Source organism: Rhodococcus sp. RDE2, from assembly GCF_020885655.1.
GTDB classification, from domain to species: Bacteria; Actinomycetota; Actinomycetes; order Mycobacteriales; family Mycobacteriaceae; genus Rhodococcus; species Rhodococcus pyridinivorans.
This window is the reverse complement of record NZ_AP025186.1, coordinates 1,462,119-1,476,912: the sequence shown is the minus strand read 5'-3', so window position 1 is coordinate 1,476,912 and position 14,794 is coordinate 1,462,119. Positions and strand designations below refer to the sequence as shown.

General features: G+C 69.4%; 12 protein-coding genes and 1 pseudogene. 6 read left to right on the top strand and 7 right to left on the bottom strand.

What is annotated here, in order from left to right:
- Nucleotides 1-155: 155 nt before the first annotated feature.
- Nucleotides 156-1,948 (top strand): annotated as a pseudogene (locus tag LPH33_RS07025) (thiamine pyrophosphate-requiring protein).
- On the opposite strand, the gene LPH33_RS07020 reads toward LPH33_RS07025, so the two are convergent.
- A complete protein-coding gene (locus LPH33_RS07020) occupies nucleotides 1,905-2,600 on the bottom strand; it encodes a TetR/AcrR family transcriptional regulator (protein ID WP_229567576.1) in 696 nt (231 codons plus the stop codon). The pseudogene LPH33_RS07025 and the gene LPH33_RS07020 overlap by 44 nt on opposite strands.
- A 70-nt stretch (nucleotides 2,601-2,670) precedes the next feature.
- On the opposite strand from LPH33_RS07020, the gene LPH33_RS07015 reads away from it, so the two are divergent.
- The 3 genes from LPH33_RS07015 to LPH33_RS07005 are packed head-to-tail and all read left to right on the top strand — an operon-like array spanning nucleotide 2,671 to nucleotide 5,977.
- Nucleotides 2,671-4,233, top strand: a complete 1,563-nt coding sequence (locus LPH33_RS07015; RefSeq protein ID WP_229567574.1) for a flavin-containing monooxygenase — start codon at nucleotides 2,671-2,673, stop codon at nucleotides 4,231-4,233.
- Nucleotides 4,230-5,057 (top strand): SDR family NAD(P)-dependent oxidoreductase, encoded by an 828-nt coding sequence (locus tag LPH33_RS07010; RefSeq protein WP_229567572.1) that lies wholly within the window; start codon nucleotides 4,230-4,232, stop codon nucleotides 5,055-5,057. The genes LPH33_RS07015 and LPH33_RS07010 overlap by 4 nt, the downstream gene beginning before the upstream one ends.
- 8 nt (nucleotides 5,058-5,065) lie before the next feature.
- Nucleotides 5,066-5,977 (top strand): alpha/beta hydrolase, encoded by a 912-nt coding sequence (locus LPH33_RS07005; protein WP_229567570.1) that lies wholly within the window; start codon nucleotides 5,066-5,068, stop codon nucleotides 5,975-5,977.
- Nucleotides 5,978-5,995: 18 nt separating this feature from the next.
- Here LPH33_RS07005 and LPH33_RS07000 read toward each other — a convergent pair whose 3' ends face one another.
- The 4 genes from LPH33_RS07000 to LPH33_RS06985 all read right to left on the bottom strand — a co-directional run bounded on the left by LPH33_RS07000 (nucleotide 5,996) and on the right by LPH33_RS06985 (nucleotide 10,021).
- Nucleotides 5,996-6,952 carry a glycine betaine ABC transporter substrate-binding protein gene (locus LPH33_RS07000; RefSeq protein WP_229567568.1) on the bottom strand — a complete coding sequence of 319 codons (957 nt, stop codon included), beginning with the start codon at nucleotides 6,950-6,952 and terminating at the stop codon, nucleotides 5,996-5,998.
- Nucleotides 6,953-7,084: 132 nt separating this feature from the next.
- On the bottom strand, nucleotides 7,085-8,278 hold the full coding sequence (locus LPH33_RS06995; RefSeq protein ID WP_229567566.1) for an NAD(P)-dependent malic enzyme: 1,194 nt from the start codon (nucleotides 8,276-8,278) through the stop codon (nucleotides 7,085-7,087).
- Nucleotides 8,279-8,747: 469 nt separating this feature from the next.
- On the bottom strand, nucleotides 8,748-9,170 hold the full coding sequence (locus tag LPH33_RS06990; RefSeq protein WP_016692013.1) for a hypothetical protein: 423 nt from the start codon (nucleotides 9,168-9,170) through the stop codon (nucleotides 8,748-8,750).
- A complete protein-coding gene (locus tag LPH33_RS06985) occupies nucleotides 9,167-10,021 on the bottom strand; it encodes a PHP domain-containing protein (protein WP_229567564.1) in 855 nt (284 codons plus the stop codon). Before LPH33_RS06985 ends, LPH33_RS06990 begins: the two co-directional genes overlap by 4 nt.
- Nucleotides 10,022-10,151: 130 nt before the next feature.
- Between LPH33_RS06985 and LPH33_RS06980 the strand changes: the two genes are divergently transcribed.
- Together LPH33_RS06980 and LPH33_RS06975 are read left to right on the top strand one after the other, a co-directional pair.
- On the top strand, nucleotides 10,152-11,216 hold the full coding sequence (locus tag LPH33_RS06980; RefSeq protein WP_026061105.1) for a magnesium and cobalt transport protein CorA: 1,065 nt from the start codon (nucleotides 10,152-10,154) through the stop codon (nucleotides 11,214-11,216).
- Nucleotides 11,213-13,021, top strand: coding sequence for a hypothetical protein (locus LPH33_RS06975; RefSeq protein WP_229567562.1), 1,809 nt, complete (start codon nucleotides 11,213-11,215; stop codon nucleotides 13,019-13,021). Before LPH33_RS06980 ends, LPH33_RS06975 begins: the two co-directional genes overlap by 4 nt.
- A gap of 18 nt (nucleotides 13,022-13,039) precedes the next feature.
- Here the strand turns inward: LPH33_RS06975 and LPH33_RS06970 are convergent, their stop codons facing one another.
- A complete protein-coding gene (locus LPH33_RS06970; RefSeq protein WP_160874822.1) occupies nucleotides 13,040-14,149 on the bottom strand; it encodes a winged helix DNA-binding domain-containing protein in 1,110 nt (369 codons plus the stop codon).
- Entirely contained in the window at nucleotides 14,146-14,736 is a 591-nt protein-coding gene (locus LPH33_RS06965; protein WP_229567560.1) for a suppressor of fused domain protein, read from the bottom strand. Before LPH33_RS06965 ends, LPH33_RS06970 begins: the two co-directional genes overlap by 4 nt.
- Between the last annotated feature and the right edge of the window lie 58 nt (nucleotides 14,737-14,794).

Sequence of the window (14,794 nt, the reverse complement as noted above, 5' to 3'; positions counted from 1 at the left end):
ATCCTTCGGGTCCTTGACGGTTCTCATGTGAGCCGGGTCGGTTCGTCCCCGCGAGGGGCGATCGACCCGGCTCACGCCTTTTCCGGTGTGTTTCGGACCGGGCACGACGGGCACCCTTCGGAGGACCCCCGATCGCGTCCTGCGAGGAGCTACCGATGGCGAATCCGACCGTGGCCGACTACCTGTTGCACCGCCTGCGCGCGTGGGGGTGGACCACGTCTTCGGATATCCCGGCGACGGCATCAACGGGATCCTCGCCGCCTGGACGCGTACCGGCAACGATCCGGTCTTCGTGCAGTCCCGGCACGAGGAGATGAGCGCCTTCGAAGCCGTGGGCTATGCGAAGTTCACGGGCCGGCCCGGAGTGTGCACGGCGACCTCCGGCCCGGGCGCGATCCATCTGCTCAACGGCCTGTACGACGCGAAACTCGACCACGTTCCGGTGGTGGCGATCGTGGGCCAGACCGACCGCTCCGCGATGGGCGGGTCGTACCAGCAGGAAGTAGACCTGCACACGCTGTACAAGGATGTGGCGTCGGCGTTCGTGGAGACGGTGACGGTGCCCGAGCAGTTGCCGAACGTCCTCGACCGGGCGATGCGCACCGCCATCGCGTACCGCACGCCCACGGCCGTCATCATCCACGGCGACGTGCAGGAACTCGAGTACTCTCCGCCCGGCCACGAGTTCAAGATGGTGCCGTCGAGCGTCGGCTTCGATCGTCCCCGGATCGCACCGGACGACGACGCGATCCGGCGGGCCGCGGAGATTCTCAACGCCGGGGACAAGGTCGCGATGCTCGTCGGCAGCGGCGCCCGCGGTGCGCGGGCGCAACTCGAGCAGGTCGCGGATCTGCTCGGCGCCGGGGTGGCGAAGGCCCTGCTGGGCAAGGACGTGTTGTCGGACGAGTTGCCGTGGGTCACCGGATCGATCGGGTTGCTGGGCACGCGGCCCACCCACGAGATGATGACCGGCTGCGACACGCTGCTCATCGTCGGTTCGTCGCTCCCCTACAGCCAGTTCCTGCCCGAATACGGCCAGGCCCGCTGCGTGCAGATCGACATCGACCCGAACATGATCGGGATGCGCTATCCGAACGAGGTCAACCTCGTCGCGGATGCCGCCGCCGCGCTCGACGCGCTCGTCCCGCTGCTGCAGCGTAAGGAGGATCGGTCGTGGCGTGAGGGCATCGAGCAGAACGTGCAGCGCTGGTGGCAGACCATGGGGCAGCAGGCGGAGGTCGAGACGGAGTTCGTCAATCCGCTGCGGATGTTCGCCGAGGCCTCACCGCGACTGCCGGACGATGCGATCGTCACCGCCGACTCGGGTTCGGCCGCCAATTGGTATGCGCGCCAACTGCAGTTCCGCGGCGACATGCGCGGCTCGCTCTCGGGCACCCTCGCGACGATGGGTCCGGCGGTGCCGTACGGGATCGGCGCGAAGTTCGCGCATCCGGGTCGTCCGGTGGTCGCGTTCGCCGGCGACGGGGCGATGCAGATGAACGGCATGGCCGAGCTGATCACCATCCAGCGGTACTGGCAGCAGTGGGCGGACCCGCGGCTCGTCGTCGCGATCATCCACAACAACGATCTGAACCAGGTCACCTGGGAGATGCGTGCGATGGGCGGGGCACCGAAATTCGCGGAGTCCCAGTCGCTTCCGGACGTCGACTACGCCGCCTTCGCGCGCAGCCTCGGACTGGGCGGTGAGACCGTGAAGTCTTCCGACGAGATGGGCTCGGCCTGGGATCGCGCGCTGGCCGCGGATCGTCCGACGGTGCTGGACGTGTACACCGATCCGGACATGCCGCCGATCCCGCCGCACGCGACGTGGGAGCAGTTCACCGACGTCGCCAAGGCCGTGCTCGCCGGTGACGAGAACCGTTGGGGCTTCGTGAAACAGGGCGTCAAGACGAAGCTGCAGGAGTACCTTCCCGGAAACGATCGCTGAGATCCCCTCCGGCCGGAGCTGCGTCGCCGGCCGGAGAGTGGAGCGAATGTGCCGCCAGCGTAACGCCGGACAGCGCCGCGATGGCCAGTTCGACGAACTCGTCGCGCGTGAGTTCGGGATCGCGTAGCCATGCGACGGTCGTGTCCTCGACGAAGGCCACCCAGCCGCGCACGGCGAGCCGCACGGCCGGTGTCGGCTCGATCCCGATGGCGGGCAGGTGCGCGACGGTCCGGTCGACGAGCGCCGTGCGGGTGTCCTCGAAGGCCGCCCGCATGTCGGGGTCGCCGCTGGTCGCGCCGCGCAGGATCGAGACGTACATGTCGCGGCGCCGGGTGACGTAGTCGACGTATGCCACGAGCGTGCCGCGCAGCATCTCGATCGGTTCGAGTCCCTCGTCCGGTGCGGTGTACTCGACGAGATCCCGGCCGACGCATCGCACGAGTTCGACGTGATAGTCGTGCTTCGAGGCGAAGTAGTGGAACAGCAGCCCCTTCGAGACACCGGCCCGTTCGGCGACCTCGTCGACGGAGATCTGCTCGAGGGGCCGGTCGGCGAGCAGCTCGAGGCCCTGCTCGATCAGCTGGGCTCGGCGTTGGGCGGGACCGAGGCGGGTCCGGCGGGGTCCGGGACTGTCTTCTGCCACGTCCACCATGCAAACACCGTTATTGAATTATGGTCAACAAGTGTTGACCAGGTCACTGGAACGCTCTAGCCTCAAGTACATGAGTCTTCCGGTAACAGATACCGTCGCCGACGCGGAGATCCGTCAGGTCGACACGCTGATCATCGGCAGCGGGTTCGCCGGGCTCGGCGCGGCCATCCGACTGTCGCAGGCGGGCAAGGACTTCCTCGTGCTCGAACGCGCCTCCGAGGTGGGCGGCACCTGGCGCGACAACACCTACCCCGGTGCGGCGTGCGACGTGCCGTCGAACCTGTACTCCTACTCGTTCGCCCTCAACCCCGGCTGGACGCGCTCGTTCTCGCCGCAGCCGGAGATCCAGGAGTACATCCGCTCGGTCGCCGACCGGTACGACGTGCGGCGACGCACTGTCTTCGGGTGCGACGTGCAAACGGCCCGTTGGAACACCGCGACGCACCGCTGGGACGTGGCCACCACGCGCGGGAAGTACAGCGCCAAGGTCGTGATCTCCGCGGTCGGCGCCCTGTGCGAGCCGTCGCTGCCCGACATCGAGGGCATCTCCGGCTTCGAGGGCGAGATCTTCCACTCGGCGCGGTGGAACCACGACGCCGACCTCGCCGGCAAGCGCGTCGCGGTCATCGGCACCGGCGCCTCCGCCATCCAGATCGTGCCGGCCATCGCGGGCACCGTCGGCCGTCTCGACGTGTACCAGCGCACGGCACCGTGGATCCTCCCCCGCTTCGACCGCGAGTACACCGCACCCGAGCGGTTCGCCTTCCGCTACATCCCCGGCTTCCAGCGTCTCTCGCGCGCCCTGCAGTACACCGCCCGCGAGACGCAGGTCGTGGGTCTGGCCAAGGCCCAGGCCTTCATGAAGCCGCTCGAACTCGCCGCGCGCATCCAGGTCCGCCGGCAGATCCGCGACAAGGAACTGCGCCGGAAGGTCACGCCGAACTACGGCATCGGTTGCAAGCGCATGCTGATCTCGAACAACTACTACCCCGCGCTCGACCGGCCGAACGTCGACCTCGTCACCGACGGCATCGCCCGCGTCACCCCGCGTGGCATCGTCACGAAGGACGGCGCCGAACGCGAGGTCGACGCGATCGTCGTCGCGACCGGCTTCCACGTCACCGACTCCCCGACCTTCGCCGGCATCTTCGGCAAGGACGGCCGCTCGCTCGCCGAGGTCTTCGACGAGACCGGCATGCAAGGGTACAAGGGCAGCTCGGTCGCCGGCTTCCCGAACCTGTTCTTCCTCGTCGGACCGAACACCGGACTCGGCCACACCTCGATGGTGTACATGATCGAGTCGCAGCTCGAATACGTCGTCGACGCGATCCGCACGATCGACCGCAACCGCATCGGCACGGTCGAGGTCCGCGAGGACGTGCAGGACGAGTACAACCGCGACCTGCAGCGCGCGCTGCGATCGAGCGTGTGGAACAACGGCGGGTGCGCGAGCTGGTATCTCGACAAGCACGGCAACAACACCACGCTGTGGCCGGGATTCACCTTCGAATTCCGCCGTATCACCCGCAGATTCGACCTCGAGGCGTACCGTAGCGTCGCCGAGTCGGATCTCCCCGTCGTCACCGACCGTCCCGCGCAGGAGCGCACGTCCCGAGAGGCAGCAGTTCGATGAGTGATTTCGCAGGCCGGGTCGTCGTCGTCACGGGCGCGGGTTCCGGGATCGGACGGGCCCTCGTCCTCGCCCTCGCGGCCCACGGTGCCCGCCTGGCGATCTCGGACGTCGACACCACAGGGCTCGAGGAGACCGCGCGTCGCGCACGGGATCTCGGCGCCGAGGTGAAGGCCGATCATCTCGACGTCACCCAACGCGAGAAGGTCCTCGAGTACGCCGAGCAGGTCGCCGCCCACTTCGGCGCGGTCCACCAGGTGTACAACAACGCGGGCATCGCCTATCACGGCGACCTCGAGCGCACCGAGTTCAAGGACATCGAGCGCGTGATGGACGTCGACTTCTGGGGAGTCGTCAACGGCACCAAGGCTTTCCTGCCGTATCTCATCGCGTCGGGCGACGGCCACCTGATCAACGTCTCGAGCTTGTTCGGCCTGCTGAGCATCCCGGGCCAGGCGGCGTACAACTCGGCGAAGTTCGCCGTGCGCGGCTTCACCGAGGCGGTGCGGCAGGAGATGCTCGTCGCGCGGCATCCCGTGCAGGTCACGTGCGTGCATCCCGGTGGTATCAAGACCGCGATCGCGCGCAACGCCGCCGTCCCCGACGGCGCCGACCAGGCGACCTTCGCGGAGTTCTTCGACCGCAAGCTCGCACGCACGACCCCCGAGGACGCGGCGAAGACCATCCTCGCCGGGGTGCGGAAGAACAAGGCGCGCGTGCTCATCGGCGCCGATGCGAAGCTGCTCGACGCCTTCGTCCGCGTCGCCGGACCGGCCTATCAGCGTGTCGTCGCCACCGTGACCTCCCGGGTCGTGCCGAAGGGATAGGCTGCGGCATGCCTCCGACACCGCAGTTGTCACCGCGGGTGGCGCGTACCGCCCTGCGTCCTCTCTTCCGTGCCCTGCTGTCGCCGCGCTGGTCGTTCGCCACGCAGCGTCGGTTGCTCGATCTCGCGGCGCCGTTGCAGTTCCTCCCGAAGGACACCGTGGTGCGCCCGATCCGGCTGGCGGGACGCCCCGCCGAGCGGATCACCGTGGGCGCCACCGAGCGGACCACGGCGATCCTGTATCTGCACGGCGGCGCGTACACCGGCGGGTCGCTCGCCACGCACCGCTCGCTCGCGGCGTATCTCGCGGCCGCGTCCGGGTCGGCCGTGTACGTCCTCGACTACCGGCTCGCTCCCGAGCATCCCTATCCGGCGGCGCTGAACGACGCCGAAGCGGCCTATCTCGAACTCGTCAGCGAGCACGGCTTCGAGGTGCCGGGCACCGCGATCGCCGGCGACTCGGCCGGTGGTGGTCTCGCTGCGGCCACCACGCACCGGCTCATCGATCGCCACGGGATCACCCCGCCCGCGCTCGGTCTGCTGTCGCCGTGGACCGATCCCGGTGTCCGCGACCTGCCCGAGGTGAACGACGTCGTGATCAACACCGGCTGGCTGTACGCCTCGGCCGAGGCATATCTCGGCGGCAGCGATCCCACCGATCCCGGTTACGCGCCCATGCACGCCGATCCTGCGGGTCTGCCGCCGACGCTCATCCAGGTGGGCACCGCGGAGATGTTCTACCCGCAGGTGCGGCAGTACGCCGAGAAGCTCAGGGCGGCGGGCGTCGACGTCACCCTCGTCGAGCAACCCGAACTGTGGCACGTCGCGCCGTTGCAGGCGTCGCTCGTTCCCGAGGCCGCCGCGGCGATCTCCGATTTCGGTGTCTTCCTCCGCGACCGGATGGGCACCCGCGCCGGCTGAGTACCAGCGGGGTGCCGTTCACGCTCCGGTGTGTTCGTCGATCCACTCGCGGGCCACGGTCTCGGGATCGTCTCCCTCGTCGACCCGCGCACGCAGTTCGGTGAGATCGCTCGTGGTGAGCTCACCGGCGATGGTCCGCAGCGCGTCGAGTTGCGCCTCGTCGAGGGTGCCCTTGCGGAAGACCGGGACGACGTTCTGGGCCGGCAGGACCGGTGCGGGGGCGTCGTCGGCCTCCGGATCGTCCTGCGGGTTGCGGTCGGGGGCGTCGGGCACGGTGCTCACGGGCGAGTCCGCGTCGATCTCCGCGAGGGCGGGTGACGTCGTGGTGGTTCCGACAACCGTGTCGGCTTCCGATGCGACGGCAGCGGACTGCGCATCCTCGATCCGCCGCACCTCGCGCGGGCGGCAGTCCGCGCGTTCGAGTGCGGTGAGTCCACCGGCGGATTCGAAGTCCTCGGTCACCGCGAACGTCAGGTCGGCGCAACGGTCGGCGAGGTCGGCCACGCGGCTCACCGGCCATTGCGTGAGCCGTTCGCGGTCGGCGAGCAGCACCGTGCGGTCCTGCGCCGAGGCGTAGTCGGAGATCGTCAGTTCGTCGGGCAGCGCCCGCGCCAGCGCCTCGAAGACGTCCTCGGCGTCGGTCGCGTCGGCACCGGGGTCGTAGGACGCGAGCAGCCGTCCCGTGTAGCCGGGGATCAGCGTGAGGTCGGCGGCGTCGAGCGCTGCGGGCGGGTCGGCCACGTCGGAGCGGACCTGCACGTCGATCCCGCTGCCGCGCAGTGCTCCCGCGTACAACTGCGCGAGCAGCTCCTCGTCGGGCCGCTCCCCCGCTCCGACGATCACCGTCGTCGACGGTGCCGCCTCGTCGAGGACGGGTGACGCGCATCCCTGGAGCACGGCCACCGCCGCGCATGCGGTGAGCCCCGTCGCCGCGACCGGCCGGATCCGTCTCGCTTCGTTCGCCACGGCGGTCATTGTCGCCCACCGGTGTGCCACGGTCCGCACGTGCCCGGCCGTCCGGCCCGCCGGGACGCCGAACGCCCCGGTCCGGAACCCTTGTGCGGTTCGGATCGGGGCGTTCGGTGCGATCTCGCCGGGAGCGAATCCCTAGTCGGTGACACCCTCGGCCTTCGCCGCGGCCGCGACGGCCTCGGCGACGGCGGGCGCCACGCGCGGATCGAGCGGGCTCGGGACGATCTTGTCCACGGCCAGTTCGTCACCGACGACCGAGAGGATGGCCTCGGCGGCGGCGAGCTTCATGCCCTCGGTGATGCGGCGGGCACCTGCGTCGAGCGCGCCCTTGAACACACCGGGGAAGGCCAGCACGTTGTTGATCTGGTTCGGGAAGTCGCTGCGACCCGTCGCCACGATCGCGGCGTGCTTGTGGGCGATGTCGGGGTGGATCTCCGGATCCGGGTTCGACATCGCGAAGATGATGGAGTCGTCGGCCATCGTCGCGACGATCTCCTCGGGCACGGTGCCCGACGAGACGCCGAGGTAGACGTCGGCGCCGTCGAGCGCCTCGGCGATACCGCCCTTGCGGCCCTCGGGGTTGGTGCGGGAGGCCAGATCGGCCTTGATCTCACCGAGATCGGTGCGGTCGGCGGAGATGATGCCCTTCGAATCGAGCACCACCACGTCGCGCGCACCGGCAGCGAGCAGGATGTTCGTGCACGCCACGCCGGCAGCACCGGCGCCGGAGATCACGATGCGCAGGTCGGCGATGTCGCGGCCCTGCACCTTGAGCGCACCCTTGAGGGCGGCCAGGGCGACGATCGCGGTGCCGTGCTGGTCGTCGTGCATGACCGGGCAGTCGAGCGCCTCGATGACGCGCTTCTCGATCTCGAAGCAGCGCGGCGCCGAGATGTCCTCGAGGTTGACGGCGCCGAAGGACGGACGCAGCCGGATGAGGGTCTCGACGATCGCGTCGGGATCGGTGGTGTCGAGCACCAGCGGGATGGAATTCAGGCCCGCGAACTTCTTGAACAGCGCGGACTTGCCCTCCATCACCGGCAGCGAGGCACGTGCGCCGATGTTGCCGAGACCGAGGACCGCGGTGCCGTCGGAGACGACGACGACCAGGCGGTTGGTCCAGGTGTAACGGTCGACGAGGGTCTCGTCGGCGGCGATGGCCCGGCAGACCTGGGCGACACCGGGGGTGTACGCAATGGACAGATCGCGCTGGTTCTCGAGCGGCGCGGTCAGCTCGACCGACAGCTTGCCGTCGACGTGACTCGAGAAGATCTCCTCGTCCGTCAACTCGAGCTTCTGAGGGGTAGGTGCATCAGACACAATTGACACGATGACACTCCTGCGTGTGCCGAGTCGACCTCTGGACTCGGTTGCTGCGAAAACACCGCATTTCAATGCATTTCACACACGTGCATGCATCGAGTTGCAGTGCTTCGCCAAGGACATTGGGTTGAAGCTTCCGGGCGCGATCACGACTGCCGCTGTACAACGCTGTACGGCTTCCGGAACGTGATGGAGCCGGGGCGGGTGGCCCTGGCATCGAGCCCTGGGTGATCTAGCCCTGGGTGGGTCTGCCATCCTTCGTCCGATTCCGGGGTATTCCGGCTTTCGGATTGCCGCAAGTTTGCCACCTTCGCAGACGAACAATCAAATCGGCATCGATTGCGAAGGTCTCACGGTTTTGTCGCCTCACCTGTGAGTTTACGTGCCGTGAACACCGCGCCGCGGGCGCATCGGCATGAATTTCCGCAGTTACACGAGGGCTACCGGCGGGTAGCCGAGATGGCACTCGGGGCCGTCATCCCCACCACTGGGTGATCATCAGAATCGATGCAGTGAAGATCACCACAAGGCTCGACAGGAGTGCTGCGCCACCCGACCGCCGATCCGCGGTCACCTGGGCGATCACGGCCACCAGCGCGGCGACGAGGTGCGCGGCGACCGAGGTGGTCCCCGGACCGGGGAAACCGCGGTCGCCGGCGAGGTACTGGGCGCCGCACACCACGAGCGTCAGGACCAGCACCGCTCCGCACACCACGCCCGAGAGAGCGCGGAGGACGCGGACCGGCAGACTCGCCCGGCGCGGTGCGGATTCGTACGGATCGGCGTAGTACCCGTCGTCCGGGTAATACGGCTCGGTGTAGTACTCACTGTCGTAGTAGTTTTCGTCGTCCGGCGACCCGTACTCCTCGTCCGGATACCGCGCGCCCCGTCGCCTCATCCCTCGAGCACCTCCACGCCGGTCGCGCGGTCGAGAAGCGCCTCGTACGCCGACGGAGCAGTGGTGAAGCTGCCGAGCCTCACGGTCTTGTTGTCGCCGTGATAGTCGGACGATCCCGTGACGACCACGCCGAGCGACCGCGCGAGGTCGCGCATCGTCCGTACGTCCTGCTCGTTGTGATCGGGATGGTCGGCCTCGACACCACCGAGCCCGAGCTCGGCGAGTTCCTCGATGTGGTCGAGGGCGAGGAGCCGCCCACGCGCACGTGCCCGGGCGTGCGCGACCACCGGTACACCACCCGCGGCCGTCACCATCTTCACGGCATCGACGAGCGGGGTGTCGGCCTTCGGTACGTAGTAACGGCCGCGCGGCGACAGCAGCTCGGTGAACGCGTCGGCCACCGTGGGCACCACACCGGCGGCAACGAGCGCCCGCGCCAGATGGGGCCGACCCGCGGCGGGGCCCGCCTCGGCGAGCACCGCATCGATGTCGATCGGCAGACCGTCGTCCGTCATCCGCACACCCATCGCCCGGATCCGCGACACCCGCTCCCCGCGGAGCCGCTCGAGTTCGGCGACGAAGACCGCGTCGTGCGGATCGAACAGATAGGCCAGCAGGTGCACGGCGACCGGAGCTCCGTCCTCCCCGCGTCCCGTGCAGGACATCTCCATCCCCCGGACGAGACGCAGGCCCGCAGGCAGGGCCGCCGCGGCCTCGTCCCATCCCGCGGTCGTGTCGTGGTCGGTCAGGGCCACGACGTCGAGACCTGCCCGGGCAGCGGCACGGACCAGGTCCGCAGGAGCATCGGTGCCGTCCGACGCGGAGGAGTGGGTGTGGAGATCGATACGCACGCCACCAGTCTGTCAGGTCGGCGGGCTAGCATGACTGGAGCTGCCCCGCCCGGTCCCCCGACGGGCGACCGCCGCGTCGCGGGCCTGCGACCGGGCCGCGTCCCAGCGGCATGCCGTGAGGAAGGACAACATGCCGCACCAGCCTTCTCGTGCCGCCCGTCGCGGTCCCACTCCCCCGGTTCCCACCGTCCCTACCGAGCACGCGGTGGTCGACTGCGCGGTCTACGTCGACGGGCACCGCCTGCCCGGCCGCTACACCCACACCGAGGCAGTGGCGGAGGTACGTCGGCGCGGTACGGGATTCGTGTGGCTCGGGCTCCACCATCCCGACGAGGAGCAGATGACGAACGTCTCGCGCACCTTCGGCCTCCACGAGCTGATGGTCGAGGACGCCGTCCACGCCCACCAGCGGCCGAAGCTCGAGCGCTACGACGACGTGCTGTTCCTGGTGCTGCGCACCGTCAGCTACATCGAGCACGAGTCGGTGACGACCACCAAGGACATCGTCGAGACCGGCGAGATCATGTTGTTCACCGGCCCCGACTTCATCGTGAGCGTGCGGCACGGCGACCACTCCGAGCTGTCGCACGTGCGCAAGCGCCTCGAACTCGATCCCGATCGTCTGGCCCGCGGTCCGGCGGCCGTGCTCCACGCGATCGCCGACCACGTGGTCGACTCCTATCTCGCCGTCACCACGGCCGTGCAGCCCGACGTCGACGACATCGAAGAGCTCGTGTTCACCCCCGACACGCGGATCGCGGTCGACCAGATCTACATGCTCAAGCGCGAGATCGTGCAGTTGCGCCGTGCCGTCGTTCCGCTCGCCGAACCGCTGCAGCAACTCATCCGGGCGCCGGGCAACCCGATCCCGAAGGACGTCCGGCGGTACTTCCGCGACGTCGCCGACCATCACACGACGGTGTCCGATCGCATCGCCGCCTTCGACGAGACGCTCGGCACGCTGCTCGACGCGGCGATCGCGAAGGTCACCGTGCAGCAGAACACCGACATGCGCAAGATCTCCGCGTGGGTCGCGATCGCCGCCGTGCCGACGATGATCGCCGGGATCTACGGCATGAATTTCGATCGCATGCCCGAACTGCAGTGGGAGTACGGCTATTACGTCGTGCTCTCCGCGATCGTCGCGATCACCGTGGGACTGTTCGTCACCTTCAGGCGCAACAACTGGTTGTGACCACCGAACTCGACCGCCCCTCGACACGCGCTGCGCAGGCGGCGCGATCTCCTCGGCGCCACGTGCTCGCCGTCGCCCTCGCGCTGATCCTGCTGCAGACGATCCTCCGGACCGTGGTGGCCGCGACCGGCGAGTTCTACTGGGACGACCTGATCCTCGTCGGGCGCGCGGGGTCGTATCCACTGCTGTCCGACGTCTTCCTGCGGTACGACCACGACGGTCACCTGATGCCCGCCGCCTTCCTCGTGGCGGGGATCGCCACGGCGATCGCGCCGCTGGAATGGTGGCCGGCGGCGGCCTCGCTCGTGATCGGTCAGCTGCTCGCGTCGCTGGCGGTGTTGCGGGTGCTCTGGTTGCTGCTCGGCCCGCGACGCGCGCTGTGGGGGCCGCTGCTGTTCTATCTCCTCACACCGCTGACACTTCCGGCGTTCGCGTGGTGGGCGGCGGCGCTCAACGCGCTGCCGCTGCAGGCGGCACTGGCCTGGGTGACGGGAGATGCGCTGCAGTACAGCAGGACCGGTCGACGGCGTCATCTCGTGAGCGCCCTCGTCGTCACCGCTGTGGCGCTGGTGTTCTTCGAGAAGTCGGTCCTCGTTCCGTTCGTCGCGTTCGCGACGGTCGCGCTCGCGCACCACGTCGACGGACTCGCCCGGCCGATCCGCAGCACGTGGGCGCAGGGCCGCCCGTTGTGGCTCGGTTCGGCAGCCGTGCTGGTCGCGTGGGCGGTCGGTTACGCGACGATCGTCGAATCCCGGTTCGGGATCCCGCCGTGGTCGATGGTGGCCGGGCTGACCCATCACGGCATCTCCTACGGGCTGTTGCCGTCGCTGCTCGGTGGTCCGTGGGAGTGGGAACGGTGGAATCCGAGCCCGCCCTGGGCCGATCCCCCGCTCGTGCTCGTCGTCATCGCGTGGCTCGCCGTCGCGGGTGCGGCAGTGTGGACGGTGCGCCGGCGGCGACGGACCGGGCCGGTGTGGCTCGCAACGATCGCCTACGTACTCGCCTCCCTCACCGCGATGATCAGCACCCGCTTCGGCCCGGAGACCACTTACGAACTCGCGCGCACGCTGCGCTACTTCGCCGACTCCGCAGTGGTCGTCGCGATCGCCGCGGCGCTGATCCTGCGCGCCCCGCGACGGGGCACGACGACCCGTCCGCGTGCCGTGCGTGCGACCGCCTGGATCTGCGCGGCCGTGTTCACCGTCGGCTCGCTGTGGTCGACCGTGACGTTCGCGCGCAGCTGGTCGGACAATCCGACGGGCGACTATCTCGCGGCGGCGAAGGCAGCGCTCACGGCCCGGCCCGACCAACCCGTGCTCGATCATCCGGTGTCGGTGTGGATCCTGCTGCCCGTGACCTACCCGCACAACCTGGTGGGGTCCGTCTTCTCCGCGCTGCCCGGCAGGTCCGACATCCGCGACCACGCGACCGACCTGTGGGTCCTCGACGATCTCGGCCATCGCACCCCCGCCGACCTGCTGCCGCTGCGCTTCGTCCCGCCCGGCCCCGAACCCGACTGCGGTCATCGCGTCACCACCGGCGCCGTCACGGCCGTGCCGCTCGACTCCCCTGCGGGCGACTGGGAGTGGACCGTGCAGGTGAACTATCGGGCCTCCGCCGACGGCACGATCGACCTCGGTTTCCCCGGCCACGCATCCGTCACGGTTCCCGTCACCGAAGGACTCGGGACGGTGTACGTCCGCGTCTCCGGGGACGGCTCGGCGTTGCAGGCGCGCTCGTCCACTCCCGGCACCACCGTGTGCCTCGGTGCCGGATCGCTCGGGGTCGTCGTGCCGCAGGGATGACGACGGGTCGGGAGCGCCTCAATCGGCGTCGACGAACCGCACGTCGTGTGTGCCGGCCTCCGGCGCCGCGAAGTTCAGCAACCGCAGGCCCTCGGCTTCGAGCGCCGACCGCGCGGACACAGGGATCGTCCGCCACAGCGTCATCTCCACGGCGGCAGCCTTCCGGTCGGTCGTGACGCGGGCGCTACCGGCGACCGTGCCTCCGACGAGCAGCAGGGGCGCGATGATCCCGTTCTCCGCCATGATGCGCTTGCGGTGCTCGTCCGAGACGAACCGGGTGCGGTCGGCGTGCGAGAGGAGCACGTTGTCGAACGGCGCGAGGATCCGTACGGGTGCAGGGGTCGACGGGTCGGGTCTCGGCGCGTCGGGCAGGTCGAACAGTTCCGTTCCGCGTTCGTCCCGGAAGATCACGAGTTGCGGGCGGAGCCGGTCGACGATCTCGGCGAGCCGGGTCAGGCCGCACCAGGTCTGCACGTCCCTGACGCTCGCGGGACCGAAGGCCGCCAGGTACCGCAGGATCAGCCGATCGGGCCCGGGAGGCGCGGGCGATGGACCGACATACTCGTCGAGGTGCGCCAATCGTGGCTGTCCCGATCGTCCCCACAGTCCTCGCGGCGGCACCTGCACGAGCGGGAGCAGGCACCGCACCGCGTGTGCCAGCGCGGCCGGATCCTGCTCGGGGAACCGTTCGGCGAGCAACGGCCGCAGCTCGGCCTGACTCATCGGGGTGCCCGCCAACAGATCCCGGGCGACCGACACGAGCGCCGACCGGTCGAGACCCTCGAGGCCGAGGCGGTGGGCCTTGTTCGCGTCGACGCCCCGGTCGAGCACCGGCTGCACCCACGGTCGCAACGCGTGCGCGTCGGCGCCGGAGACCGCGAATACGGTGCCGCGCATCAACGCGATGCGGACGACCGCCCGCGACTCCAGCAGCTCCGACAATGTGTCGGGCCGGAAGTTCCGTATGCGGGTCCACAGCGCGAAATACGGGGCGAGAGGTGCCTGCGCCTGCAACCCGAGCAGGTGCTCGATCATCGACAGGGCATCCGTGCTGCTCCGCCGCAGCAGGTGCTGGCGGGCCAGCGTGGCGCGTCCGAGCGCGCGGTCGGTGAGAACCGGGACGGTCACAGACGTGCTTGCGCCCGGCGCGGGTCGCTCAGGTCGATGCCCGCTTCCTCCCATGCCTCGCGCAGCGCCTCGGTTCCCTTCAGCCGCTTCCAGGCCGCCTCGGTACCGGTGATCGGGCGGGCCTCGAAGAAGTGGACCGGGTCGGAGGGCTCGGGCAACTCCAGCGACGGCACGTCGGCCGCCTCGAGCAACACCGCGGTGAACGGGGCGCCCGGCCACAGCGACTCCCCGAGATCGAGCAGGGCGTCGTCGGTGAGAACCACGCCCTCCACGGCGGGCAGCGCCGCGAGCACCGCAAGGGTGCGGTGGACGCCGGCGGTGACGCCCTCGTTGTCGCGCAGGCTGAGGACCAGTTCGGCACGCGGCCCGCGCGTCGGGTCGGCCACCATGTCGGTCGGGTCGCCCATCGGGTGCCGGGAACACCCCAGGGTTGCGTACCGCAGGAGTTCGGAGCCGCGGAATCGGAGGACCTCGATCGGTTCGAGACCGAGGAAGGTCACCGACGCCGATTCCGGTTCCGGATCACCCGGCGCGGTCAGGTGCTCGGTGAGGTGGCTGCGGACGGTGGCGAGAACTGCGTCGGTCACCCCTGCAATGTAGCCCCCGTCCCGCACATGCGGTTCCCACCCGGACCTGTGCACCGCC

Coding starts and splice junctions, on each gene's coding strand:
- LPH33_RS07020 (WP_229567576.1), bottom strand. CDS start 2,600: ATGGTGGACGTGGCAGAAGACAGTCCCGGACCCCGCCGGACCCGCCTC.
- LPH33_RS07015 (WP_229567574.1), top strand. CDS start 2,671: ATGAGTCTTCCGGTAACAGATACCGTCGCCGACGCGGAGATCCGTCAG.
- LPH33_RS07010 (WP_229567572.1), top strand. CDS start 4,230: ATGAGTGATTTCGCAGGCCGGGTCGTCGTCGTCACGGGCGCGGGTTCC.
- LPH33_RS07005 (WP_229567570.1), top strand. CDS start 5,066: ATGCCTCCGACACCGCAGTTGTCACCGCGGGTGGCGCGTACCGCCCTG.
- LPH33_RS07000 (WP_229567568.1), bottom strand. CDS start 6,952: ATGACCGCCGTGGCGAACGAAGCGAGACGGATCCGGCCGGTCGCGGCG.
- LPH33_RS06990 (WP_016692013.1), bottom strand. CDS start 9,170: ATGAGGCGACGGGGCGCGCGGTATCCGGACGAGGAGTACGGGTCGCCG.
- LPH33_RS06980 (WP_026061105.1), top strand. CDS start 10,152: ATGCCGCACCAGCCTTCTCGTGCCGCCCGTCGCGGTCCCACTCCCCCG.